Origin of the sequence: Vibrio kanaloae, assembly GCF_024347535.1 — a bacterium.
Classification (GTDB): Bacteria; Pseudomonadota; Gammaproteobacteria; order Enterobacterales; family Vibrionaceae; genus Vibrio; species Vibrio kanaloae.
Genome location: NZ_AP025497.1, coordinates 15,965 through 38,950, shown reverse-complemented (window position 1 = coordinate 38,950; position 22,986 = coordinate 15,965). Strand labels below are relative to the sequence as shown.

The following is a 22,986-nucleotide window of genomic DNA, read 5'->3' as shown; positions in this document are numbered from 1 at the left end:
GTTAGCCCCCTGCAATCGCTTGGAAAAGAGAGATGGAATCGCCTTCGTTGACGATGGTTTGTTGCCATTGGCTACGCGGTACAACCGCATTATTGATAGCAAATACACAGCCCAAATCAGGTAGCGATAGTGCTTGGATGATGTCTGAGAGAGACGATGATTGCGCGACCTGCTCTGGTTGCTCGTTTATAGAAATAGTTATGTTACTCATTGTGCTTCTTCTTCTAAGTGTTGGGTCGCCGATGTATTGCAAACTGGACATTCGCTATCTTGAGTGACCATCAGGCTTTGCCAGTTCATGCTCTGGCCATCGAACAACTTAAGCTGATGTGTTGCGACTTTAAACTCGCCACTGCTAACACGCTGAATCGCAGCAAGAGCTTGGAGGTTGCCTATCGTGCCGACCACTGGGCCAATTATGCCGCTATCACTACAGCGCGTTGTTTGTGGATGATGATCAAACGGAAACAGGCAGTGGTAACACCCTTTCTGGTTCTGATAATCAAAGACAATAAATTGACCTTTCCAACCGATTGCAGAACCTGATATCAAAGGTGAATTAGCTTTGAAACATGCTTGGTTAACCTGTTGGCGTGAAACGAAGTTGTCAGTGCAATCCAACACGAGATCAGCCAACATCACTTCTAATTCAAGCTGGCTTTCACTCATTCGTTGATTGATGGCTCTTACTTGGCTGCGGCCATTGAGATCATTCAGTTGTTGTTTAAGAGCTTCGACCTTAGGTGAACCTAATTGGCTTTCCTTAAACGCTACCTGCCTCTGCAAGTTAGACGAATCCACACAATCATCATCGACCAATACGATCCTTCCGACACCAGAAGCTGCGAGATAGAGAGCAGCAGCATTACCCAAACCACCACAACCAATCACCAACACGTGGCTGTTTAACAGATTTCGTTGCCCTTGCTCACCAACCTCAGGTAATGCAATTTGTCGTTGGTAACGAATAAACTCAAAGTCACTCAACATAGCTAGGCTCCCGCATAACCTCTTTATTAGTCGTTGAAGAGTTAGAGATCATCAGCTTATCGAAAAACTCGATCACTTGTTTTGGGTCTTCTGCTAATGTAATCGCACGTACAACCGCCAAACTCGAGACACCACAACCCCAAACCTGCGCAGCTGTCGATTGGTCAATACCGCCAATAGCCACCGTCGGATAACCAACAAGCTTTTCTGTGTATGGGATGGTATCAATTAGCTGTTGGTACAAAGACAAACGCACCAAGCCTTGAGGCTTGGATGGCATCTGTTTCGTCGTGGTCGGAAATATATGGCCTAGTGCAATGTAGCTTGGATTGATTTGGACGATGCGTAACAACTCATAATAACCATGAGTCGATAGACCGATCTTAATACCCGCTAGGCTAAGTTGGGAAAGGTTTGATTCTTCAATATCCTCTTGCCCCAGGTGCACACCAAAAGCACCATACTTGAGTGCAAGCTGCCAGTAATCGTTAATAAAAACCTGAGCGTTATGTTCTCGACCAAGTTCGATCGATCGTGCGACTTGTTGCTCTAAGTCGGCTTGCTGCAGGTTCTTAATACGCAGTTGGATTGTGTTGATTCCAAGCTTAAGCAATCTTTCTATCCACTCAGCATCATCAACTACCGGGTATAAGCCGAGGCTATTTTTGCTCAACTCAGGGAAAGAAAGTGATGTCCCTTGGTTAGCCCAACCAACACTGATATCCAGTCGTTCGTCTTCTAGAACAGGGATAGGAAAATTTTGATAATGTGCTGGCCATGTTCCACGTGAAACATTCGACGCTGCGCGAGCTAAAACCAGTGCGTCTTCCAATGGAAATTCCAGCGCCAACAAAGTAAGTAACCAAGCAAAGTGGCTACGACTATCTAACTCTTGATGAGCTGTACTTTCACTCTTGATAACACGATTAGCACCTAAGTGTGACCAGATATCCAGTACAGCTGAATCATCTGAGACACCGATATAAATGGTATTCGGAGTTTGTGTAAAGGCATCACAAACGTCAACTAGCGAAACTGAATTGCTGTAATCAATAATATGGTTCAGTTGCGCTAACTTGCACTCCGCCAATAAATCAACATCATGAACAAAGCCAATAGATAACACTTGTTGAGCATCAACGATAGAGAAGTATTGAGTCGGGCTTACACCCAACTCAACTGCATCGGTTGCCAAGCCTTGTCGCTTAGCAACCAATAGACAGTTTTGAACCTCCCCCGTTAACTCGATGTATTGAGATGGGATGAGAATCTTCACTGTCATTATTCCTCTAATTGAGCTTCTTTTGCACTTACTGCAGGGTGATAAAGTTCAGAGCCAGTATCACGGAACTCTTTTGATTTCTGACGCATCCCTTCCAACGGGTTATCCAACATCTTGATCTCGATAGCCTGATCAGCAGCCACTTGTTCGGTGTCTTTCGCGTACTCTCGAACTTCTTGAGAAATCTTCATCGAGCAAAACTTAGGACCACACATAGAGCAAAAGTGAGCAACCTTGCCCGACTCTTGTGGCAGGGTTTCATCATGGAAAGAACGCGCAGTTTCCGGATCTAAAGCTAGATTAAATTGGTCTTCCCAACGGAATTCAAAACGTGCTTTAGATAATGCATTATCTCGGATTTGTGCACCCGGATGTCCTTTAGCCAAGTCTGCAGCATGTGCTGCCAGCTTGTAAGTAATCAAGCCAGTCTTAACATCTTCTTTATTGGGTAAGCCTAGGTGCTCTTTAGGGGTTACATAACAAAGCATCGCGCAACCGTACCAACCAATCATGGCCGCGCCAATACCAGAGGTAATATGGTCGTAACCAGGGGCAATATCTGTCGTCAGCGGGCCTAACGTATAGAAAGGCGCTTCATGGCAATGCTCTAACTGCTCATCCATATTCTCTTTGATTAAGTGCATTGGCACATGTCCAGGGCCTTCAATGATCACCTGAACGTCGTATTCCCAAGCAACTTTAGTCAACTCACCTAGAGTTCGTAACTCCGAGAATTGAGCTTCATCATTGGCATCAGCAATCGAACCCGGACGTAGACCGTCACCCAACGACAGAGCGACATCGTACTTCGCACAGATCTCACAGATCTCACGGAAGTGGGTATAAAGGAAGCTTTCTTGGTGATGAGCAAGACACCATTTCGCGATGATAGAACCGCCACGAGAGACAATGCCAGTCACACGTTTAGCCGTCATAGGCACGTAGCGAAGCAGTAAACCTGCGTGAATAGTGAAGTAATCAACGCCCTGCTCTGCTTGCTCAATCAAGGTGTCACGCATGACTTCCCAATTAAGGTCTTCGGCTACACCATTCACTTTTTCAAGCGCTTGATACATAGGAACCGTACCAATCGGCACAGGGCTATTGCGAAGAATCCATTCACGAGTCTCGTGGATATTACGGCCAGTAGAAAGGTCCATTACGGTATCGCCGCCCCAGCGAGTCGACCATACTAGCTTCTCAACTTCTTCTTCAATCGAAGAGCTTACAGAAGAGTTACCGATATTGGCGTTCACTTTCACTAAGAAGTTTCGACCAATAATCATTGGTTCTGATTCTGGGTGGTTGATGTTTGAAGGGATAATAGCTCGACCTTCAGCAACCTCTTTACGCACGAACTCAGGGGTAATTTCTTTCGGTAGGTTTGCGCCAAAGTTATGGCCAGGGTGTTGGTGGTTCAGCTGCTCATCAGCAAACTTCTGACGTCCCATGTTCTCACGTATCGCAATGTACTCCATCTCAGGAGTGATTATACCCTGACGAGCATAATGCAGTTGAGTCACACATTGATCGCCAGTCGCGCGACGAATTCTAGGCAGATTACCGTAACGAAGGTCGTCTAGGGTTTCATCTTCTAAACGTTCTTTGGTGTAAACAGAGCTTACATCATCGAGCAGTTCCGTATCGCCACGCTCTTCAATCCATTGCTCTCGCAACTTAGGAAGGCCGCTGTAAAGGTCTATTTCATGTGTAGGATCGGTATAAACACCTGAGGTATCGTAGACATGAATAGGCTCGTTAGGCTCGAATACGGGCTCTTTTTTGCTACCACCAACCAGGCTATCAGCGAGTGATATTTCTCGTACAGGGACTTGAAGGTCCTCTCGAGATCCTTGAATGTAAGCCTTTTTCGAATTTGGGTAAGGTTGTACGGATAAAGAATCAATGAAATTCTTCGCTTCCAGTCTTGCTTGTTTACGACTCGACATAGCATTTTTCCTTGGCTTTTAGCCATTATTTATAGGGATAAAAAATGCTTGACGGATTAGATGCTACAAGAGGGATCACGGTAAGAAATACAGTTGTGATCTGGAGATAGATCTCTAGAAGGTTTCTAGTTAGATATCTACTCTTGTTCCCTTCGCAGGTATTAGCCTGATCAGGTTCAACGGATCCCGAGTTAACGGTCTCAGCCATATGGCACTCCGACAAGTATGATCGAGTATATAAAAACGGCTTAGATAAACCAAGCCGAGTTGTTAACAAATCGTAAGAAAACTTTAAGACTTTATCAAAAGTTGGAAGCCGATCCATGCTGCTGAGATACTGAGAACCACATTGAGCAGTACATTGATCCCCATCTTAAAAAATGCACCCTGCTGCATAAGAAGCACGTTATCCATCGAAAATGTAGAAAACGTCGTCAGTGCACCTAGGAAACCTAGGCCGATAATCTGTCTCCATGGTTCCGTTGCGAGTATCTCATTTTCAAATGCCGCAATAAGTAATCCCATAATAAAGGAACCAATAACGTTAACGGTGAGCGTACCAAAAGGAAAACCACGCCCTAACATCACCGCACATAACTCTGAAATCAAATAACGTGAGCAAGCACCAAACGCCCCACCAATGGCAATAAAACCTAAAATAGATAACTGACCCATGACTCCTCCCAAACAGTATCCCCTACATTCTAACTTTACCGCCGATAAAAGCGAGGGTAGAAACTAAGAATGCATGCGCAAATATTAAACGTTACAGGAGTCACTTAACTTCAATATATCCCATTAAACCCGTTTTCATGTGTTCTATAACATGACAGTGATACATCCAGCGCCCAGGATTGTCTGCAACAAATGCGGCTTTAGCTCGGCCATTTTTTCCAAGTAACACTGTATCGGTATGGAAAGGCTCTTCAACTTTCTTCCCATCAAGTTCCAATACAGTGAATGTATGGCCGTGAATATGAATCGGGTGATGATATTGAGTGACGTTCTTAAGATCGAATATATAGGTTTTACCCAATTCTAAAGTCGCCAACGGTTCAGGAATATTATCTTTGCTCATCCCTTCCCATGCTCGTTTATTAGTTAGCCAAAACTTAGGCATAGATTTTCCATCTTTAGATACTGGAGAAACCGCCCCTTCCCATTCAAATAAAAAGTCTATTTCTTCTGCATTAGCAAGATCTAGGTTAGGTACTGGATTCAATGGTAATACTGGTAATGCTCGCTCTTGAGTAAATTCGGAACCTAAGACTTCAAATTGACACAAAGAAAATGGGAAACGCCCCTTCATCTGGAGAACGTTAACTCGGTCACCAGCTTTAGGTGCTATTAGCCCGAGATCAACACGCATACCTGGGCCTATTTTATGTTGAGTCAGCTTATAGGGTGTCTTTACAGGGTTGCCATCGATAGCAATGACCCATGCTTCAGCCCCTTCAATAGCAATTGGATAGGTAATCGTGTTATCAACATTAGCGATACGCAGCCTGGTCGTTGCATGTTGTTTTAACTGATATACAGGCTCATGTATTCCATTAACGCTACTCCACTCTCCTGGCGTGCCCATGCGAGCGCTGAGACGTGGGATCATTAGATCTTTCCATTGGCCTTTCTTATCGATATGCCAATGTTTAAGCATCAGTGCGTGCTCTTCATCAAACTGCACTGGGATGCTCTCCTCAACGATAATTAGACCAACCAAGCCCATACCAAGCTGTTTAACACTGTTCATATGTGGGTGATACCAAAACGTACCAGCATCTGGTGGCGTAAATTCATAAATGAAGGTTTCACCCGACATGATCGGTGACTGGCTCAAGAAAGGAACCCCGTCCATTTCGATTGGAATTCGCAGACCATGCCAGTGAATGGTCGTCGGCTCTGAAAGCTTATTCGTAAAACGAATTGTGACCTTTTCCCCCTGTCGACAGCGAATAGTCGGCGCTGGAATCTGCCCATTAAAGCCTAGAATATTAGTCTCAAACCCCGTCACAAGTCCAGCAGTTGAAGGTTCTGCCGTTAAGTCATAAACATACTTTCCTTGTTCATAAACCACCCGTTTCATAGAGCAAGCAGGCAGTACAGTGAGTGCAGATATAGCGAGAGATGATTGAATAAACTTACGACGGGAAATATCCATATTTGTTGCCTTTTAGTAATAACAACTAAAATGTAACAAAATATTGAGAATAATTCTCATAAAGAAGCATAGTTTGTACTGTTAGTTATACCAATTCCATTAATTAACTTACCAATCGAGTCCAATCTCTAAAGCAGAGGGATTGGACTCTTCGTTTATCTTCACAAAAACTGTTCCAAGCATTGCATACTGAGTTCACTATATCGTTATAGTTTTCAAAACACCTATTCGCTAACTTGTATTGTCGAAGCCATTGCCAAACTTGTTCTATCGGGTTTAATTCAGGTGAATATGGCGGGATATGGATTATCGTGATGTTCTTAAAATGATTGGCTAAATGTGTTTGATGCCAGCTCGCTTGATCCATAATAACCACGGAATGTTTACCTCTAGGGGTCGCCGTTGAGATTAATTCAAGATGCTTCGTCATTGCTTCCATGTTGCTTAACGGTGAAACAATAGCTTCAGCTTCGCCTGTATTGATACAAACGGCTCCAAACAAATAAGCATACTCAAATTGTTGCTGTTGAACGGCTCTAGGTCGAGTTCCTTTTTCTGCCCAAATCTTGGTTGTGGTATTGCGTTGACCAAATCTAGCTTCATCTTGAAACCAAACAAGCACTTCTTTTAAGTGGATATGCCCAGGGATCTTAAGGATCGTTTCTATTGGGAATTTTTTTAAAAGATTCTTGAGCTTCTTCTGATTGTTTTGGGTGCTTTGAACGTGTTGTTATCCAACTCAAATTAAGTTCATGCAGTAAGCGGTATACACCGGATGGTTGGTAAGATATATCAAATTCATCAAGGATGAATTGTGTGATATCACTCCCTTGTAAGCGCCCACCCTCAGGTTTTATTGCATTTGAAGTGACGTATTCTTTAAGATGTTTTTTTTGCTCAATAGTGAGTCTGGAAGGTCTTCCTGTATGAGGTTTTTCTACTAACCCTTCAACACCAAAATCAAGATAGGCCTTGATCCATTTATTCACACTGAGACGACTGACTTTAAGGAATGACGCGATTTCAGTTCGATTTTTACCATCGATAAAGTGAGAGACTGCGAGTAATCTTAGCCTCAACCTCGCGTTGGAGGTTGTGCCGATAAGCTTTGATAAATCTGAGTTCATATAGGCTCCTTTCAGAGTCTATATTAGATCATTAATTTAATGGAATTGGTATTACTTATAAAAGCGACTGAGATAAGTAAGCACTTACATTTTAAGACTATATTTTAGTAAAGGTAGGAATTATCGACTAAAAATTCGAACAAATATAAAGCAAAAAAGCCCCAGCATTTTTGCTGAGGCTTTGTATATGATATAGGTGGAAGTTTAGATTCCTAACACGCTCTGTTTTGGTAAGTCGGGGAATCCGCTGCTCTGCCAATTAGAGCTACACCCCTAAAACTTTATCTTACTTCAAATTCGAAAAAACCTCGCACTAGGCGAGGTGTTCGAATAAGTGGCGGAGTGGACGGGACTCGAACCCGCGACCCCCGGCGTGACAGGCCGGTATTCTAACCAACTGAACTACCACTCCGCAGTGGTCAACTCACCAAGTGAGCGTCCATATCTCCAGGTCGGTCAACCTAAAGATTTAATTTAAAGCCTGGCGATGTCCTACTCTCACATGGGGAAACCCCACACTACCATCGGCGCTATTGTGTTTCACTACTGAGTTCGGCATGGAGTCAGGTGGGTCCACAATGCTATGGTCGCCAAGCAAATTCTGTTTAATTGACGCCTCTGCGACAATTAATAATTCGGAAAGCTGTTACTCTATTCAATAGAGCAATAAAAGTCTCTTCAAACGCATTCAAGGTCTGTTTCTTTGAGTCCACAAAACCCCTTGGGTGTTGTATGGTTAAGCCTCACGGGCAATTAGTACAGGTTAGCTCAATGCCTCGCAGCACTTACACACCCTGCCTATCAACGTCGTAGTCTACGACAACCCTTTAGGACACTTATAGTGCCAGGGAAAACTCATCTCAAGGCTCGCTTCGCGCTTAGATGCTTTCAGCGCTTATCGATTCCGAACGTAGCTACCGGGCAATGCCATTGGCATGACAACCCGAACACCAGAGGTTCGTCCACTCCGGTCCTCTCGTACTAGGAGCAGCCCCTTTCAATTTTCCAACGCCCACGGCAGATAGGGACCGAACTGTCTCACGACGTTCTAAACCCAGCTCGCGTACCACTTTAAATGGCGAACAGCCATACCCTTGGGACCGACTTCAGCCCCAGGATGTGATGAGCCGACATCGAGGTGCCAAACACCGCCGTCGATATGAACTCTTGGGCGGTATCAGCCTGTTATCCCCGGAGTACCTTTTATCCGTTGAGCGATGGCCCTTCCATTCAGAACCACCGGATCACTATGACCTGCTTTCGCACCTGCTCGAATTGTCATTCTCGCAGTCAAGCGGGCTTATGCCATTGCACTAACCACACGATGTCCAACCGTGTTTAGCCCACCTTCGTGCTCCTCCGTTACTCTTTGGGAGGAGACCGCCCCAGTCAAACTACCCACCAGGCACTGTCCGTAATCCCGATTCAGGGACCAACGTTAGAACATCAAAACTACAAGGGTGGTATTTCAAGGACGACTCCATCACATCTAGCGACGCAATTTCATAGTCTCCCACCTATCCTACACATGTAGGTTCAATGTTCAGTGCCAAGCTGTAGTAAAGGTTCACGGGGTCTTTCCGTCTAGCCGCGGGTACACTGCATCTTCACAGCGATTTCAATTTCACTGAGTCTCGGGTGGAGACAGCGTGGCCATCATTACGCCATTCGTGCAGGTCGGAACTTACCCGACAAGGAATTTCGCTACCTTAGGACCGTTATAGTTACGGCCGCCGTTTACCGGGGCTTCGATCAAGAGCTTCGACCGAAGTCTAACCCCATCAATTAACCTTCCGGCACCGGGCAGGCGTCACACCGTATACGTCATCTTACGATTTTGCACAGTGCTGTGTTTTTAATAAACAGTTGCAGCCACCTGGTATCTGCGACTCTCGTCTGCTCCATCCGCAAGGGACTTCACTGATAAGAGCGTACCTTCTCCCGAAGTTACGGTACCATTTTGCCTAGTTCCTTCACCCGAGTTCTCTCAAGCGCCTTGGTATTCTCTACCCGACCACCTGTGTCGGTTTGGGGTACGATTCCTTACAATCTGAAGCTTAGAGGCTTTTCCTGGAAGCATGGCATCAATGACTTCACACCCGTAGGTGCTCGACATCGTATCTCAGCGTTAAGAAAGTCCGGATTTACCTAAACTTTCCGCCTACATACTTGAACCTGGACAACCGTCGCCAGGCCCACCTAGCCTTCTCCGTCCCCCCATCGCAATTGTAAGAAGTACGGGAATATTAACCCGTTTCCCATCGACTACGCCTTTCGGCCTCGCCTTAGGAGTCGACTTACCCTGCCCCGATTAACGTTGGACAGGAACCCTTGGTCTTCCGGCGAGGGAGTTTTTCACTCCCTTTATCGTTACTCATGTCAGCATTCGCACTTCTGATACCTCCAGCAGCCCTTACAGACCACCTTCAACGGCTTACAGAACGCTCCCCTACCCCACATACCCTAAGGTACGTAGCCGCAGCTTCGGTGTATAGCTTAGCCCCGTTACATCTTCCGCGCAGGCCGACTCGACCAGTGAGCTATTACGCTTTCTTTAAATGATGGCTGCTTCTAAGCCAACATCCTGGCTGTCTGAGCCTTCCCACATCGTTTCCCACTTAGCTATACTTTGGGACCTTAGCTGGCGGTCTGGGTTGTTTCCCTCTCCACGACGGACGTTAGCACCCGCCGTGTGTCTCCCGGATAGTACTTACTGGTATTCGGAGTTTGCAAAGGGTTGGTAAGTCGGGATGACCCCCTAGCCTTAACAGTGCTCTACCCCCAGTAGTATTCGTCCGAGGCGCTACCTAAATAGCTTTCGGGGAGAACCAGCTATCTCCAGGTTTGATTGGCCTTTCACCCCTAGCCACAAGTCATCCGCTAATTTTTCAACATTAGTCGGTTCGGTCCTCCAGTTGATGTTACTCAACCTTCAACCTGCCCATGGCTAGATCACCTGGTTTCGGGTCTAATCCTAGCAACTGTACGCCCAGTTAAGACTCGGTTTCCCTACGGCTCCCCTAAACGGTTAACCTTGCTACTAAAATTAAGTCGCTGACCCATTATACAAAAGGTACGCAGTCACACCACGAAGGTGCTCCTACTGCTTGTACGTACACGGTTTCAGGTTCTATTTCACTCCCCTCACAGGGGTTCTTTTCGCCTTTCCCTCACGGTACTGGTTCACTATCGGTCAGTCAGTAGTATTTAGCCTTGGAGGATGGTCCCCCCATATTCAGACAGGATATCACGTGTCCCGCCTTACTCGATTTCACTGATGATGATGTGTCGGTTACGGGGCTATCACCCTTTACTGCGCCACTTTCCAGAGGCTTCACCTGCATCATTAAAAGCTTAAGGGCTAATCCAATTTCGCTCGCCGCTACTTTCGGAATCTCGGTTGATTTCTCTTCCTCGGGGTACTTAGATGTTTCAGTTCCCCCGGTTTGCCTCCTGTTGCTATGTATTCACAACAGGATACGTGCTTATGCACGTGGGTTTCCCCATTCAGAAATCCCAGACTCAAAAGGTTATTACTACCTAATCTGGGCTTATCGCAAGTTATTACGTCTTTCATCGCCTCTGACTGCCAAGGCATCCACCGTGTACGCTTAGTCACTTAACCATACAACCCGAAAGGGTTTCTATTTGCTTTCACTTTAAAAAGTGAAGACAAATAAACGTATGGCAACTAACCAAGGTTTTTGGTTGTCATCAAGAAGGGTTAATTCCTGATAACTGTTTGCCGGACTCAATTTACTTTTTGTTTCCACTTTTTAATAAAAAGTAGAATCAAAAAATGAACAATCATTTCTGATCATTCGAATACAAGACACTTGAATGTGTTTGTTGTGTTTATCTAATGAAAGATAAACATTGAGAACTTTTAAATTTGATTGAATTACTCGTAAGTAAATCAATCAGTCAGCTTTCCAAATTGTTAAAGAGCATGAGACTTTAAGAACCAGTGTTCTAAAATTCACATTTTCTAAAGACTCTCACAGTCGAAAAATCCAACCAACGACAAAAGAAGTGGTTTGAATATTTAAATAAGTAAGAATATTTAGAGAATGGTGGGCGATACCGGGCTCGAACCAGTGACCCCCTGCTTGTAAGGCAGGTGCTCTCCCAACTGAGCTAATCGCCCACTAAAAGTTTTAATTCCTTCGTGGAGAAAGAATGGTGGGTCGTGCAGGATTCGAACCTGCGACCAATTGATTAAAAGTCAACTGCTCTACCAACTGAGCTAACGACCCAATGGTATCCCGTAGGGGAGTCGAACCCCTGTTACCGCCGTGAAAGGGCGGTGTCCTAGGCCTCTAGACGAACGGGACACTGCTAATTCATCTCCACTTTCAAAAGTAGAAACAAACTTTGAAGAACTTGGGAGTTCTTCGTCTCTTTGCTTTTCTAAACCTAATCAATCTGTGTGGACACTCATCGTCAATATCTTCGTATAAGGAGGTGATCCAGCCCCAGGTTCCCCTAGGGCTACCTTGTTACGACTTCACCCCAGTCATGAACCACAAAGTGGTAAGCGTCCTCCCGAAGGTTAGACTACCTACTTCTTTTGCAGCCCACTCCCATGGTGTGACGGGCGGTGTGTACAAGGCCCGGGAACGTATTCACCGTGACATTCTGATTCACGATTACTAGCGATTCCGACTTCATGGAGTCGAGTTGCAGACTCCAATCCGGACTACGACGCACTTTTTGGGATTCGCTTACCATCGCTGGCTCGCTGCCCTCTGTATGCGCCATTGTAGCACGTGTGTAGCCCTACTCGTAAGGGCCATGATGACTTGACGTCGTCCCCACCTTCCTCCGGTTTATCACCGGCAGTCTCCCTGGAGTTCCCGACATGACTCGCTGGCAAACAAGGATAAGGGTTGCGCTCGTTGCGGGACTTAACCCAACATTTCACAACACGAGCTGACGACAGCCATGCAGCACCTGTCTCAGAGCTCCCGAAGGCACTCCTGCGTCTCCGCTGGATTCTCTGGATGTCAAGAGTAGGTAAGGTTCTTCGCGTTGCATCGAATTAAACCACATGCTCCACCGCTTGTGCGGGCCCCCGTCAATTCATTTGAGTTTTAATCTTGCGACCGTACTCCCCAGGCGGTCTACTTAACGCGTTAGCTCCGAAAGCCACGGCTCAAGGCCACAACCTCCAAGTAGACATCGTTTACGGCGTGGACTACCAGGGTATCTAATCCTGTTTGCTCCCCACGCTTTCGCATCTGAGTGTCAGTATCTGTCCAGGGGGCCGCCTTCGCCACTGGTATTCCTTCAGATCTCTACGCATTTCACCGCTACACCTGAAATTCTACCCCCCTCTACAGTACTCTAGTTCACCAGTTTCAAATGCAGTTCCGAGGTTGAGCCCCGGGCTTTCACATCTGACTTAATGAACCACCTGCATGCGCTTTACGCCCAGTAATTCCGATTAACGCTCGCACCCTCCGTATTACCGCGGCTGCTGGCACGGAGTTAGCCGGTGCTTCTTCTGTTGCTAACGTCAAGAGATGTTGCTATTAACAACACCCCCTTCCTCACAACTGAAAGTACTTTACAACCCGAAGGCCTTCTTCATACACGCGGCATGGCTGCATCAGGCTTGCGCCCATTGTGCAATATTCCCCACTGCTGCCTCCCGTAGGAGTCTGGACCGTGTCTCAGTTCCAGTGTGGCTGATCATCCTCTCAGACCAGCTAGGGATCGTCGCCTTGGTGAGCCATTACCTCACCAACTAGCTAATCCCACCTAGGCATATCTTGACGCGAGAGGCCCGAAGGTCCCCCTCTTTGGCCCGTAGGCATTATGCGGTATTAGCCATCGTTTCCAATGGTTATCCCCCACATCAAGGCAATTTCCTAGGCATTACTCACCCGTCCGCCGCTCGACGCCCATTAACGCACCCGAAGGATTGTTAGTGTCGTTTCCGCTCGACTTGCATGTGTTAGGCCTGCCGCCAGCGTTCAATCTGAGCCATGATCAAACTCTTCAATTTAAGATTTTGTCGGCTCAATGAATACTGACTTCAAAACTACAAAAAGTAATTCTAAAGCTATTATCTTTCCAACAGAAAGATAATGAATTGACTGTGCCAAATAACCCCTCTCTATAAAGAAAGTCGTTATTCGTATTGGTCACTCAGTTCATTGAAACCAAAGTTGATTCCGAAGAATCTGTTTTACTTCTCTTAATAAAAAGGGAAGATAAAACGTTTTGATATTCATCAACGAGTGCCCACACAGATTGATAGGTTTAAATTGTTAAAGAGCTTTTCCTTTTTGAGCTTCGCTCAAATCGGACGGCCATTTTAGCGATTTAAGTTTTAGTGTCAACCACTATTTTCAAAACTTTTTTCAAGCGTTTAGCTTGGCTAATTTGACCTGCTGATTCGCTTTGGTTTCCTAAGAAGCCATCCCGTGTCAGCGAGGTGGCATTATAGAGATTTCGATCACACTGGCAAGCCCTTTTTGAAGTTTTTCTTACTTTTTTGATTGTTCGATTAAAAAGAACTCAAAACGCCTCAAAAGTAGGCTTTCTCTTACATCTCTTGTAGTTTCTTAGAGAATAAAGAGACTTTTTCCCAGTTTGTGTACTCGACTTCCTTGGTTGTATCCGTTTCGCCACCTGTCATATTCATAATGAAGCGAATCATGGTTTTATCGAACCAGTTATAACGAGGGTAATAGAGAGCCCCCGCGAATACACCGATCAAAGTTGGCTGCCACGGTGACTTAAGAAGAAACTTCTTAATATAAGCGCTACCTTCAGGGGTATCTTTACCTTGGTCTTCTTTACGAGCCGTTAAGTTAACGCAGAAGAAAGCGACCTTGTTTGATTGCAGTTGAGTAAGATTGGCATCAATGAACTGATATAGCTTCTTATTAAGGTGGCCATAACGAATAGATGCGCCAATCAAGACTCTGTCGTATTGAGCAAAGTCGACACTAGTAATAGAGTGCAGATTTTGAAGCTCACATTCGAACTCATTCATTTCTTCTTTTATATAGTTCAAGATTTTCTTGGTCTGGCCTTCACGGCTTGAATACAAAAATAGAGCTTTTGCCACAATATGTCCTTAGCTACGCCAAAACGTAGGGGTCAATAAAATTAATAAGGTGAATATTTCTAAACGGCCAAACAACATAGACACTATCAATACCCACTTTGCTTTGTCATTAACATCGCCAAAGTGCATTGCAACCTCGCCAAGACCAGGACCAAGGTTATTCAATGTTGCCGCCACAGCAGAGAAAGCGCTTAGCTCATCCATCCCCGTAGCAATAAGAGCCAACATACAAACCACAAAAACCAATGCGTATGCAGAAAAGAAGCCCCAAACCGCATCAACGACACGTTGTGGTAACGCCGAACCACCAACTTTGATGGTATAGACAGCACGCGGGTGAACAAGACGCTTCATTTCACGAGCACCTTGAAGTGTGAGCAATAAGATTCGAATGACTTTCATGCCACCGCCTGTTGAACCTGCACAGCCCCCTATAAAAGAAGAGAACAAAAGCAGAACAGGTAAGAATAATGGCCACTCAGAAAAACCAGTGGTAGTGAAACCAGCAGTTGTAGATATAGACACCGTTTGGAACAAAGCCTGATCAAAAGCATCGTAATACGAGTCATAAGAATTATGGTTAAGCAATAATAAGAAGCAAACTAAAAACAGCACCGCTTGAATAAAAATAAAAGCCCGGAATTCAGGATCTTTCCAGTAATATTTGGGATGTACACCACCTGAGGCAAACGCTGCAAAGTGTAATGAATAGTTACACGCAGATATAAGAAGGAACACGACGGTAATCATGTTGATAGCAGGGCTGTTGAAATAGCCCATACTCGCATCGTGAGTCGAGAAACCGCCAATCGCAATGGTTGAGAAGCTATGGCTGATTGCATCAAAGAAACTCATTCCTGCAAGCCAAAACGCCACCGCGCAAGCAATGGTTAAACTGAGATAGATGTACCACAACGCTTTTGCCGTTTCAGCAATACGCGGAGTCATTTTGCTATCTTTTACCGGACCTGGGATTTCGGCACGATATAACTGCATACCACCAATGCCCAGAACAGGAAGGATAGCCACGGCTAATACGATGATACCCATACCACCAAACCATTGCAGAAACTGACGGTAAAACAGGATTGCTTTAGGGAGTTCATCGAGGCCAACAATAACAGTAGCGCCTGTCGTCGTTAACGCTGAAAACGATTCAAAAAAGGCATCGGTTACTGAGATATTGGGGTTATCGGCGATCAAAAACGGCAATGCCCCCGCACTGCCTATTACCGTCCAAAACAGAACAACAATCAAGAAGCCATCACGCGCTTTCAATTCATGTTTATAGCGTCGATTTGGAAACCAGCAAACCGCTCCACAAAATAATAGAGCGAAGAAGGTCGTCACAAATGGCACACCTGCACCATCTCGATAGATCAGTGCGACGAGCGCAGGTGCGAGCATTGATACACTAAAAAGTGCTAATAATAATCCGACGATTCGAATAATTGAGCGAAATTGCATGAGCTATTGAACGAAGCAAAATGCTTCAAACTTCCTAGTTGTCTTTAACTTTCGTTACCAGTGCCTTGGCACCGCTTTTATTGATCATGGTCTGGGTAAACGAATCTACCTGCAGGAGCTCTATCTCAATGATAAGCTCAACTTGAACACCATAATCCGCTTGTACCTCAACAGCCTGATGCTGAGCCATGATGGACTGTGCGATCGGCACAAAGCCATAGTCTAACTCTAGCCGTAATTTTGTGGTTATTTTTTTCTCGATCGTTTGAAGCTGCTTGAGCGCTTGTTGCACGCCTCCGCCATAAGCCTTAACCAAGCCACCCGTTCCAAGCTTAATCCCACCTGAATAACGAGTCACCACAGCCGTTAACTCACCAACACCAGAACCAGACAATTGCGCCAATATCGGCTTACCCGCCGTACCTGAGGGTTCACCATCATCGCTAAAGCCCCAAAGCATTGAGTCTTCAGGTCGCCCTGCAACAAAACCCCAACAATTATGTCGCGCTGAAGAATGCTCTTTCTTTACCTGCTCTACGAACTGTTTTGCAGCTTCTACACTTGGAGTATGAGCAAGATGAGTAATAAAGACGCTCTTTTTTATCTCTTCTTCAAACTGAGCCGACGCAGACGGTATTAAATAGGGCTGTTCATTCATATCGTTAACTTAATTAATAAGAGCAGCGAAGTGTATCACGCGTGAATAATAAGGGTTAGAGGATCTGTGCTATCGCACAATGTTAAACAATTGTTTAAAAAATGTATTGAAATTAGCTAAACAGAGGTACAGACTAAAGCAACTGGTCTTACCAGGTATTCTACAATACTAGAAAGATAACAAGATTCTCTCAAACAATCGTGGATTGTATGTCATGGAGATAGACAATGATTTACCAAGCTAACACCCTACAGGTAAAGGAATTACAAGACGGTATCGCTGAACTAAACTTCTGCGCTCCGGCCTCTGTAAACAAACTCGACCTTGCTACTTTAGAATCACTAGATAAAGCGTTAGATGCTCTAAATGCTCACGTTGGATTACGTGGTTTAATCTTAACTTCAAACAAAGACGCGTTCATTGTAGGCGCAGACATCACTGAATTTCTTGGCCTATTCGCTAAGCCAGAAGCAGAACTTGATGAGTGGTTAAGATTCGCTAATTCAATCTTTAGTAAGCTCGAAGATCTTCCTGTACCAACTCTTTCAATGATGCGTGGCCATGCTCTTGGCGGCGGCTGTGAATGTGTCCTAGCAACCGACTTTCGTATCGGCGACAAGACCACCAGCATCGGTCTACCAGAAACCAAACTTGGTATCATGCCTGGCTTTGGTGGCTGTGTGCGCCTGCCACGTGTTATCGGCGCTGACAGCGCAATGGAAATTATCACGCAAGGCAAAGCATGCCGTGCTGATGAAGCGCTTAAGATTGGCTTGTTAGATGCGATTGTTGATACAGACCAACTACTAGACTCAGCAATTAATACTGTTTCTCTCGCTGCAAATGAAAAAATCGATTGGCAGCTACGCCGTAAACAAAAAACATCAGCGCTTTCACTAAGCAAACTCGAAGCGATGATGAGCTTTACCATGGCTAAGGGCTTAGTGGCTCAAAAAGCAGGACCTCACTACCCAGCTCCGATGACTTCTGTGATTGCTATTGAAGAAGCAGCACGTAGCGATCGCGATGCAGCACTAGACATCGAACGTAAACACTTCGTTAAGCTAGCAAAATCTGAAGAAGCGAAAGCACTGGTTGGTCTATTCTTGAATGACCAATACATAAAAGGCTTAGCAAAACAGGCTGGTAAATCTGCGAATAAAGCGACTGAACGCGCAGCGGTACTTGGTGCTGGCATAATGGGCGGCGGTATTGCTTACCAGTCAGCATTGAAGGGCGTGCCAGTGATGATGAAAGACATCGCACAGGCGTCTCTTGATCTTGGTATGAATGAAGCTTCTAAGCTGTTGAATAAACGCTTATCACGCGGTCGCCTAGATGGATTCAAGATGGCAGGCATCCTGTCTTCTATTACTCCAAGTCTACATTATGCAGGTGTTGAGCAATCAGATGTGATTGTGGAAGCGGTTGTAGAAAACCCTAAAGTAAAAGCAGCAGTACTGAGCGAAGTGGAAGGTTTGGTTGGTGAAGACACCGTTCTAACATCAAACACCTCTACGATTCCAATCAACCTGTTAGCGAAATCACTGAAGCGCCCAGAAAACTTCTGTGGCATGCACTTCTTTAACCCAGTACACCGCATGCCTTTGGTTGAGATCATTCGTGGCGAGCACACTTCAGAAGAGACAATCAATCGCGTTGTCGCTTACGCAGCGAAGATGGGTAAATCCCCTATCGTTGTTAACGACTGCCCTGGCTTCTTCGTTAACCGTGTACTTTTCCCTTACTTTGGCGGTTTCAGCATGTTGCTACGTGACGGCGCTGACTTCACCAAGATCGATAAAGTCATGGAACGTAAGTTCGGTTGGCCAATGGGCCCTGCTTACTTGCTAGACGTTGTAGGCTTAGACACCGCACACCATGCACAAGCAGTGATGGCGCAAGGTTTCCCTGAGCGTATGGGTAAAGAAGGCCGTGATGCCATTGATGCGCTTTACGTCGCTGAAAAATACGGTCAGAAGAACGGCAGCGGTTTCTACACGTACAGCGTAGACAAACGTGGTCGTCCTAAGAAGACTTTCTCTGAAGAGATTCTTCCTATCTTGGCTGACGTATGCCAACAGCCACAAGATTTTGATGACCAGACAATTATCCAACGTGTGATGATTCCGATGATCAACGAAGTGGTACTTTGTTTAGAAGAAGGCATCATCGCGACACCGCAAGAAGCGGATATGGCACTGGTTTACGGTTTAGGCTTCCCTCCATTCAGAGGCGGCGTATTCCGTTACTTAGACAGTGTGGGGGTTAGTAATTTCGTTGAAATGGCGAAAAGCTACCAGGACTTAGGTGCAATGTACCAAGTTCCTCAACTATTGCTTGATATGGCAGCGAAGGGCGAAAGCTTTTACGACAGCCAACAAGCCAGTTCTCTGTAACCCACATTTGGAAAAGGAATAGCAAAATGAATAATGTAGTTGTTGTTGATTGCCTTCGCACCCCAATGGGACGTTCCAAAGGTGGAGCTTTCCGTCACACTCGTGCTGAAGATCTGTCTGCACATTTGATGAAAGGCATTTTAGAGCGCAACCCAGAAGTAAACCCTGTCGAAATTGAAGACATTTACTGGGGTTGTGTACAACAGACGCTAGAGCAAGGCTTCAACGTTGCACGTAACGCAGCCTTGCTTGCTGGTCTACCGATTGAGATTGGTGCGGTGACGGTCAACCGTTTATGTGGTTCATCTATGCAAGCTCTGCATGATGCGACCCGCTCTATCATGGTTGGCGATGCTGAAATCTGCCTGATCGGTGGTGTCGAACACATGGGTCACGTACCAATGAACCATGGTGTTGATTTTCACCCAGGCATGTCTAAGCACGTAGCGAAAGCGGCGGGAATGATGGGGTTAACCGCTGAGATGCTAGGTAAAATGCATGGCATCAGTCGTGAAGACCAAGATGCCTTCGCAGCTCGTTCACATGCTCGAGCTCAAGCAGCAACAGTAGAAGGTCGTTTCAAGAACGAAATCCTACCAACCGAAGCTCACGCAGCAGACGGTTCACTGTTCACTCTGGATTACGACGAAGTCATTCGTCCAGAAACTACGGTTGAAGGCTTGTCTCAGCTTCGCCCAGTATTTGACCCAGCAAACGGGACAGTAACAGCAGGTACTTCATCAGCACTGTCTGATGGTGCATCGGCAATGCTTATCATGAGTGAGGATAAAGCCAACGCGCTTGGCCTTAAGATCCGCGCTCGCGTGAAGTCGATGGCTATCGCAGGTTGTGACCCTTCAATTATGGGTTACGGTCCAGTACCTGCAACTAAAAAAGCGTTAAAACGTGCAGGCCTAACCGTTGAAGACATGGGTGTGATTGAACTCAATGAAGCGTTTGCGGCTCAATCTCTTCCATGTGCTAAAGACCTAGGTCTATTGGATGTGGTTGACGAGAAAGTTAACCTTAACGGCGGTGCGATTGCACTCGGTCACCCACTAGGCTGTTCTGGTTCTCGTATCTCGACGACCCTAATCAACCTGATGGAAGCACAAGACGTGAAATACGGCTTAGCAACCATGTGTATTGGTTTAGGCCAAGGTATTGCAACGGTATTTGAACGCCCATAGCGATCACTGACGGTAATACTTGAAGGGTAATCTTTTGTGCAGCTATATTTATATAGCTGCACTTTTTATTACTCGGCATTCGATAATCTATCGATTCGTTCAATGAACTTGGTAAAACAAAAAGCACCACCTATATCTATGCACAAAACGCATATATTCAATGTTGATGTTTCATTATTTTTTCTCCAACGATTCAACTAAAGTTACTTCAGTTTCCTAATATTCCTCCTACGGAGCAGATCATGTTTAAAGCACTTGTACTAAACCAAGAAGACAAAAAAACTATCGCATCAGTTTCTCAGATTGATGAGTCTCAATTACCAGAAGGTAATGTGAAGGTTGATGTAAGTTACTCTTCTTTAAACTACAAAGATGGTTTGGCGATTACAGGTAAAGGGCGCATTGTTCGCAACTTCCCTATGGTTCCAGGTATCGACCTTTCTGGTGTGGTTTCACAATCTGATGACCCTCGCTACAAAGCAGGCGACGAAGTTGTTTTAACGGGTTGGGGTGTTGGTGAAGGTCACTGGGGAGGCATGGCTGAGAAAGCAAGCCTAAACGGTGATTGGTTAGTGCCTATGCCTAAGAGTCTAGACGCTAGGAAAGTCATGGCAATAGGTACTGCTGGCTTCACAGCAATGCTTTGTGTACAAGCTATCGTCGATGCAGGCATCAAACCAGAAGACGGTGAAATCCTAGTAACAGGTGCAAGTGGCGGCGTAGGCAGCGTATCTATCACTCTACTAAACCAACTGGGTTATAAAGTGGCAGCGGTTACTGGCCGAGCTTCTGCAAACGGTGAACTACTAAAATCACTAGGCGCGACACGTATTGTAGAGCGTGCTGAACTAGAAGAACCAGCAAAACCACTAGAGAAACAACTGTGGGCTGGTGCGATCGATACGGTAGGCAGTAAAGTACTTGCGAAAGTATTGGCGCAAATTGATTACAACGGCGCGGTTGCGATGTGTGGCCTAGCAGGTGGTTTTGACTTACCAACAACGGTAATGCCATTTATTCTGCGTAACGTTCGCCTACAAGGTGTGGACTCGGTAATGTGCCCTCGTGAAAAACGCATTAAAGCATGGGAACAACTGGCTGAGTTGCTACCTGAGTCTTTCTACGGCCAGGCCACTAGAGAAGTGTCTTTAGATGACGCAATTCAAGCTGCAGATGACATCACAAACGGTCAAATCACTGGTCGCGTAGTTATTAAACTGTAATTGTGAATTAAACTTCCATACCTAGAATAACAAAGGGCTGATCGTAATCAGCCCTTTTGCATTTTTGTCATTTCGATGAGTAAACCAAAGCTAGGCCTCAGTTAACCTAAGCCAACATCCGCAATACGCTTTTGAATCAACTCACCACACTCTTCTTTAACGACCCTTCTCAACCATTGTTGTGAGGCAGAAGAATCACAACGCGAGTGCCAGATAAGTGAGTAGTCAAACGGCATAAATTCAAATGGCAGTGGTTTAACGACTAAGTCATAACGTTCAGCCACCAAATAAGCCAAATCAGCAGGTACAGTGATCACCAACGGCATTCTATCAACAATCGCCAATGCCGCTTCAAGGTGATAAGCGCGCAGCACCATTTTTCGAGGCTGCTGATTAGCTAAAGCGTTATCGAGTAAAGCCTTAACACCATCACTGATCGCGATCATCGCGTGAGGCAGAGATACATAATCCTCAAGGCTTAGTGAACTATCTGCCAAAGGGTGATTTTTAGATAACAAGCACGACACGCCGACTGGCCCCAGTACTTCTTGATGAAGTGGCTCAATGCTGCCACTCGGACGACAAATCGCCATGTCGACATGTTCAGTACTGAGTTGTTTAAACAAATGTTCATGCTGCAACGGAGCAAACTCCAAAGAGATATTAGGTGCTTGTTCATAAATTTTCGGCAATGCATACGGCAAGATGGTTTGCATCGCATAGTCAGTGGTCGCAATTAAAAAACGTTCACTGCAATAGTAAGGATCGAAAGCACTAGGGCTAAGCAGTTGGCGGAATGATTCTAAAGGTTGATCAATACGCTGGCTGATCTCAAGTGCTTTTTTGGTGGGAATAAGGTGCTGACCTTGACGTGTAAACAGGGGATCGTTGAGTAGCTCTCTTAAGCGCCCTAATACTCGGCTGGTTGCCGACTGGCTTAAGTTAAGACGAAGCGCAGCCTGACTAACACTGCCCTCTTCAATCAATACTTTTAAGGCGACCAGTAAATTCAAGTCTCTACGATAGATGTCTTCTAATTCCACGCCACTTACCTAGCTGTATACAATTATCATTGGTCACTAAGTTGTTTATAGCATGCTTTAGATAAAAAAAATCCCGCAATTACGCGGGGAAGCCCAAGAAAATTTGGGGATAGTGTCGGAATGTTGTCGTATCGGAATTCGCTTGTTGTACTCGGGTTAGTGCTCTTGCTCTTCGGCTATGCCTTGCCAACGGCGCATCTCTACCCAAATACCAATAATCGTTGCTACTATGCCAAAAATAGGCATCAGTGAGGTCTCTGTCGATGAGCGTAGTACTAACGCACAAAAAGAAATAAAACAGAGAACCGAATAAATTGTTAATCTATCTAATCCTGTCAACATCGCCACTCCTTAGCTAGTTGCCTTTGCTTCAATTTGTTATCAACTTGTTAACTAAGTTATAGGAATTGATTCTGTTT

General features: G+C 45.4%; 15 protein-coding genes, 4 tRNA genes, 3 rRNA genes and 1 riboswitch. Of the genes, 3 read left to right on the top strand and 19 right to left on the bottom strand.

From position 1 onward, the window contains the following. Nucleotide 1: 1 nt before the first annotated feature. The 17 genes from thiS to OCV24_RS00090 all read right to left on the bottom strand — a co-directional run bounded on the left by thiS (nucleotide 2) and on the right by OCV24_RS00090 (nucleotide 16,712). Entirely contained in the window at nucleotides 2-211 is a 210-nt protein-coding gene (gene thiS / locus OCV24_RS00170) for a sulfur carrier protein ThiS (RefSeq protein ID WP_017055289.1), read from the bottom strand. Continuing rightward, nucleotides 208-990, bottom strand: a complete 783-nt coding sequence (locus OCV24_RS00165; RefSeq protein ID WP_136981293.1) for a HesA/MoeB/ThiF family protein — start codon at nucleotides 988-990, stop codon at nucleotides 208-210. The genes thiS and OCV24_RS00165 overlap by 4 nt, the downstream gene beginning before the upstream one ends. After that, a complete protein-coding gene (locus OCV24_RS00160) occupies nucleotides 980-2,272 on the bottom strand; it encodes a thiamine phosphate synthase (RefSeq protein ID WP_136981294.1) in 1,293 nt (430 codons plus the stop codon). Before OCV24_RS00160 ends, OCV24_RS00165 begins: the two co-directional genes overlap by 11 nt. Next, nucleotides 2,272-4,221 (bottom strand): phosphomethylpyrimidine synthase ThiC, encoded by a 1,950-nt coding sequence (thiC, locus tag OCV24_RS00155; RefSeq protein WP_102507041.1) that lies wholly within the window; start codon nucleotides 4,219-4,221, stop codon nucleotides 2,272-2,274. The genes OCV24_RS00160 and thiC overlap by 1 nt, the downstream gene beginning before the upstream one ends. Before the next feature lie 130 nt (nucleotides 4,222-4,351). Then, nucleotides 4,352-4,450, bottom strand: a riboswitch (TPP riboswitch). Between the two features lie 62 nt (nucleotides 4,451-4,512). Beyond that, nucleotides 4,513-4,896, bottom strand: coding sequence for a fluoride efflux transporter CrcB (crcB, locus tag OCV24_RS00150; RefSeq protein ID WP_017055293.1), 384 nt, complete (start codon nucleotides 4,894-4,896; stop codon nucleotides 4,513-4,515). A 100-nt stretch (nucleotides 4,897-4,996) separates the two neighbouring features. Beyond that, complete coding sequence (locus OCV24_RS00145; RefSeq protein WP_150879371.1) at nucleotides 4,997-6,379, bottom strand: multicopper oxidase family protein; 1,383 nt, start codon at nucleotides 6,377-6,379, stop codon at nucleotides 4,997-4,999. Nucleotides 6,380-6,482: 103 nt separating this feature from the next. Further along, a protein-coding gene (locus OCV24_RS00140; protein ID WP_102505982.1) for an IS630 family transposase occupies nucleotides 6,483-7,506 on the bottom strand; the annotation gives its coding sequence in 2 pieces (ribosomal slippage) (nucleotides 6,483-7,058 and nucleotides 7,060-7,506; 1,023 coding nt in all). A 335-nt stretch (nucleotides 7,507-7,841) separates the two neighbouring features. Beyond that, nucleotides 7,842-7,918: transfer RNA gene (locus tag OCV24_RS00135), tRNA-Asp, on the bottom strand. A gap of 67 nt (nucleotides 7,919-7,985) precedes the next feature. Beyond that, nucleotides 7,986-8,101: ribosomal RNA gene (rrf, locus tag OCV24_RS00130) — 5S ribosomal RNA — on the bottom strand. Between the two features lie 137 nt (nucleotides 8,102-8,238). Then, nucleotides 8,239-11,131, bottom strand: a 23S ribosomal RNA gene (locus tag OCV24_RS00125). 446 nt (nucleotides 11,132-11,577) lie between these two features. Continuing rightward, nucleotides 11,578-11,653: transfer RNA gene (locus OCV24_RS00120), tRNA-Val, on the bottom strand. Nucleotides 11,654-11,686: 33 nt separating this feature from the next. Next, nucleotides 11,687-11,762, bottom strand: a tRNA-Lys gene (locus OCV24_RS00115). 2 nt (nucleotides 11,763-11,764) lie between these two features. Continuing rightward, a tRNA-Glu gene (locus OCV24_RS00110) sits at nucleotides 11,765-11,840 on the bottom strand. 123 nt (nucleotides 11,841-11,963) lie between these two features. Then, nucleotides 11,964-13,516 (bottom strand): 16S ribosomal RNA (locus OCV24_RS00105). Together the 16S, 23S and 5S rRNA genes with 4 tRNA genes alongside form the textbook arrangement of a ribosomal RNA operon. A 543-nt stretch (nucleotides 13,517-14,059) precedes the next feature. Beyond that, entirely contained in the window at nucleotides 14,060-14,587 is a 528-nt protein-coding gene (gene hemG, locus OCV24_RS00100) for a menaquinone-dependent protoporphyrinogen IX dehydrogenase (RefSeq protein WP_046224870.1), read from the bottom strand. Nucleotides 14,588-14,596: 9 nt separating this feature from the next. Then, nucleotides 14,597-16,054 carry a TrkH family potassium uptake protein gene (locus tag OCV24_RS00095; RefSeq protein WP_017055499.1) on the bottom strand — a complete coding sequence of 486 codons (1,458 nt, stop codon included), beginning with the start codon at nucleotides 16,052-16,054 and terminating at the stop codon, nucleotides 14,597-14,599. Between the two features lie 34 nt (nucleotides 16,055-16,088). Next, nucleotides 16,089-16,712 carry a YigZ family protein gene (locus OCV24_RS00090; RefSeq protein ID WP_017055498.1) on the bottom strand — a complete coding sequence of 208 codons (624 nt, stop codon included), beginning with the start codon at nucleotides 16,710-16,712 and terminating at the stop codon, nucleotides 16,089-16,091. Between the two features lie 227 nt (nucleotides 16,713-16,939). On the opposite strand from OCV24_RS00090, the gene fadB reads away from it, so the two are divergent. The 3 genes from fadB (at nucleotide 16,940) to acuI (ending at nucleotide 21,524) form a co-directional block, all read left to right on the top strand. Next, nucleotides 16,940-19,111, top strand: a complete 2,172-nt coding sequence (gene fadB / locus OCV24_RS00085) for a fatty acid oxidation complex subunit alpha FadB (protein ID WP_150879230.1) — start codon at nucleotides 16,940-16,942, stop codon at nucleotides 19,109-19,111. A gap of 26 nt (nucleotides 19,112-19,137) precedes the next feature. Continuing rightward, a complete protein-coding gene (gene fadA, locus OCV24_RS00080) occupies nucleotides 19,138-20,301 on the top strand; it encodes an acetyl-CoA C-acyltransferase FadA (protein ID WP_136980419.1) in 1,164 nt (387 codons plus the stop codon). Between the two features lie 242 nt (nucleotides 20,302-20,543). Next, entirely contained in the window at nucleotides 20,544-21,524 is a 981-nt protein-coding gene (acuI, locus tag OCV24_RS00075) for an acrylyl-CoA reductase (NADPH) (RefSeq protein WP_136980418.1), read from the top strand. 101 nt (nucleotides 21,525-21,625) lie between these two features. Here the strand turns inward: acuI and OCV24_RS00070 are convergent, their stop codons facing one another. Both OCV24_RS00070 and OCV24_RS00065 read right to left on the bottom strand, forming a co-directional pair. Further along, nucleotides 21,626-22,567 (bottom strand): LysR family transcriptional regulator, encoded by a 942-nt coding sequence (locus tag OCV24_RS00070; RefSeq protein ID WP_017055494.1) that lies wholly within the window; start codon nucleotides 22,565-22,567, stop codon nucleotides 21,626-21,628. A 156-nt stretch (nucleotides 22,568-22,723) separates the two neighbouring features. Beyond that, nucleotides 22,724-22,909, bottom strand: coding sequence for a hypothetical protein (locus OCV24_RS00065; RefSeq protein ID WP_004736674.1), 186 nt, complete (start codon nucleotides 22,907-22,909; stop codon nucleotides 22,724-22,726). Nucleotides 22,910-22,986 lie beyond the last annotated feature (77 nt).

What these genes read in the sequence shown, in the direction of transcription:
- thiS (WP_017055289.1), bottom strand. Translation starts at nt 211, where the DNA reads ATGAGTAACATAACTATTTCTATAAACGAGCAACCAGAGCAGGTCGCG.
- OCV24_RS00165 (WP_136981293.1), bottom strand. Translation starts at nt 990, where the DNA reads ATGTTGAGTGACTTTGAGTTTATTCGTTACCAACGACAAATTGCATTA.
- OCV24_RS00160 (WP_136981294.1), bottom strand. Translation starts at nt 2,272, where the DNA reads ATGACAGTGAAGATTCTCATCCCATCTCAATACATCGAGTTAACGGGG.
- thiC (WP_102507041.1), bottom strand. Translation starts at nt 4,221, where the DNA reads ATGTCGAGTCGTAAACAAGCAAGACTGGAAGCGAAGAATTTCATTGAT.
- crcB (WP_017055293.1), bottom strand. Translation starts at nt 4,896, where the DNA reads ATGGGTCAGTTATCTATTTTAGGTTTTATTGCCATTGGTGGGGCGTTT.
- OCV24_RS00145 (WP_150879371.1), bottom strand. Translation starts at nt 6,379, where the DNA reads ATGGATATTTCCCGTCGTAAGTTTATTCAATCATCTCTCGCTATATCT.
- OCV24_RS00095 (WP_017055499.1), bottom strand. Translation starts at nt 16,054, where the DNA reads ATGCAATTTCGCTCAATTATTCGAATCGTCGGATTATTATTAGCACTT.
- OCV24_RS00090 (WP_017055498.1), bottom strand. Translation starts at nt 16,712, where the DNA reads ATGAATGAACAGCCCTATTTAATACCGTCTGCGTCGGCTCAGTTTGAA.
- fadB (WP_150879230.1), top strand. Translation starts at nt 16,940, where the DNA reads ATGATTTACCAAGCTAACACCCTACAGGTAAAGGAATTACAAGACGGT.
- fadA (WP_136980419.1), top strand. Translation starts at nt 19,138, where the DNA reads ATGAATAATGTAGTTGTTGTTGATTGCCTTCGCACCCCAATGGGACGT.
- acuI (WP_136980418.1), top strand. Translation starts at nt 20,544, where the DNA reads ATGTTTAAAGCACTTGTACTAAACCAAGAAGACAAAAAAACTATCGCA.
- OCV24_RS00065 (WP_004736674.1), bottom strand. Translation starts at nt 22,909, where the DNA reads ATGTTGACAGGATTAGATAGATTAACAATTTATTCGGTTCTCTGTTTT.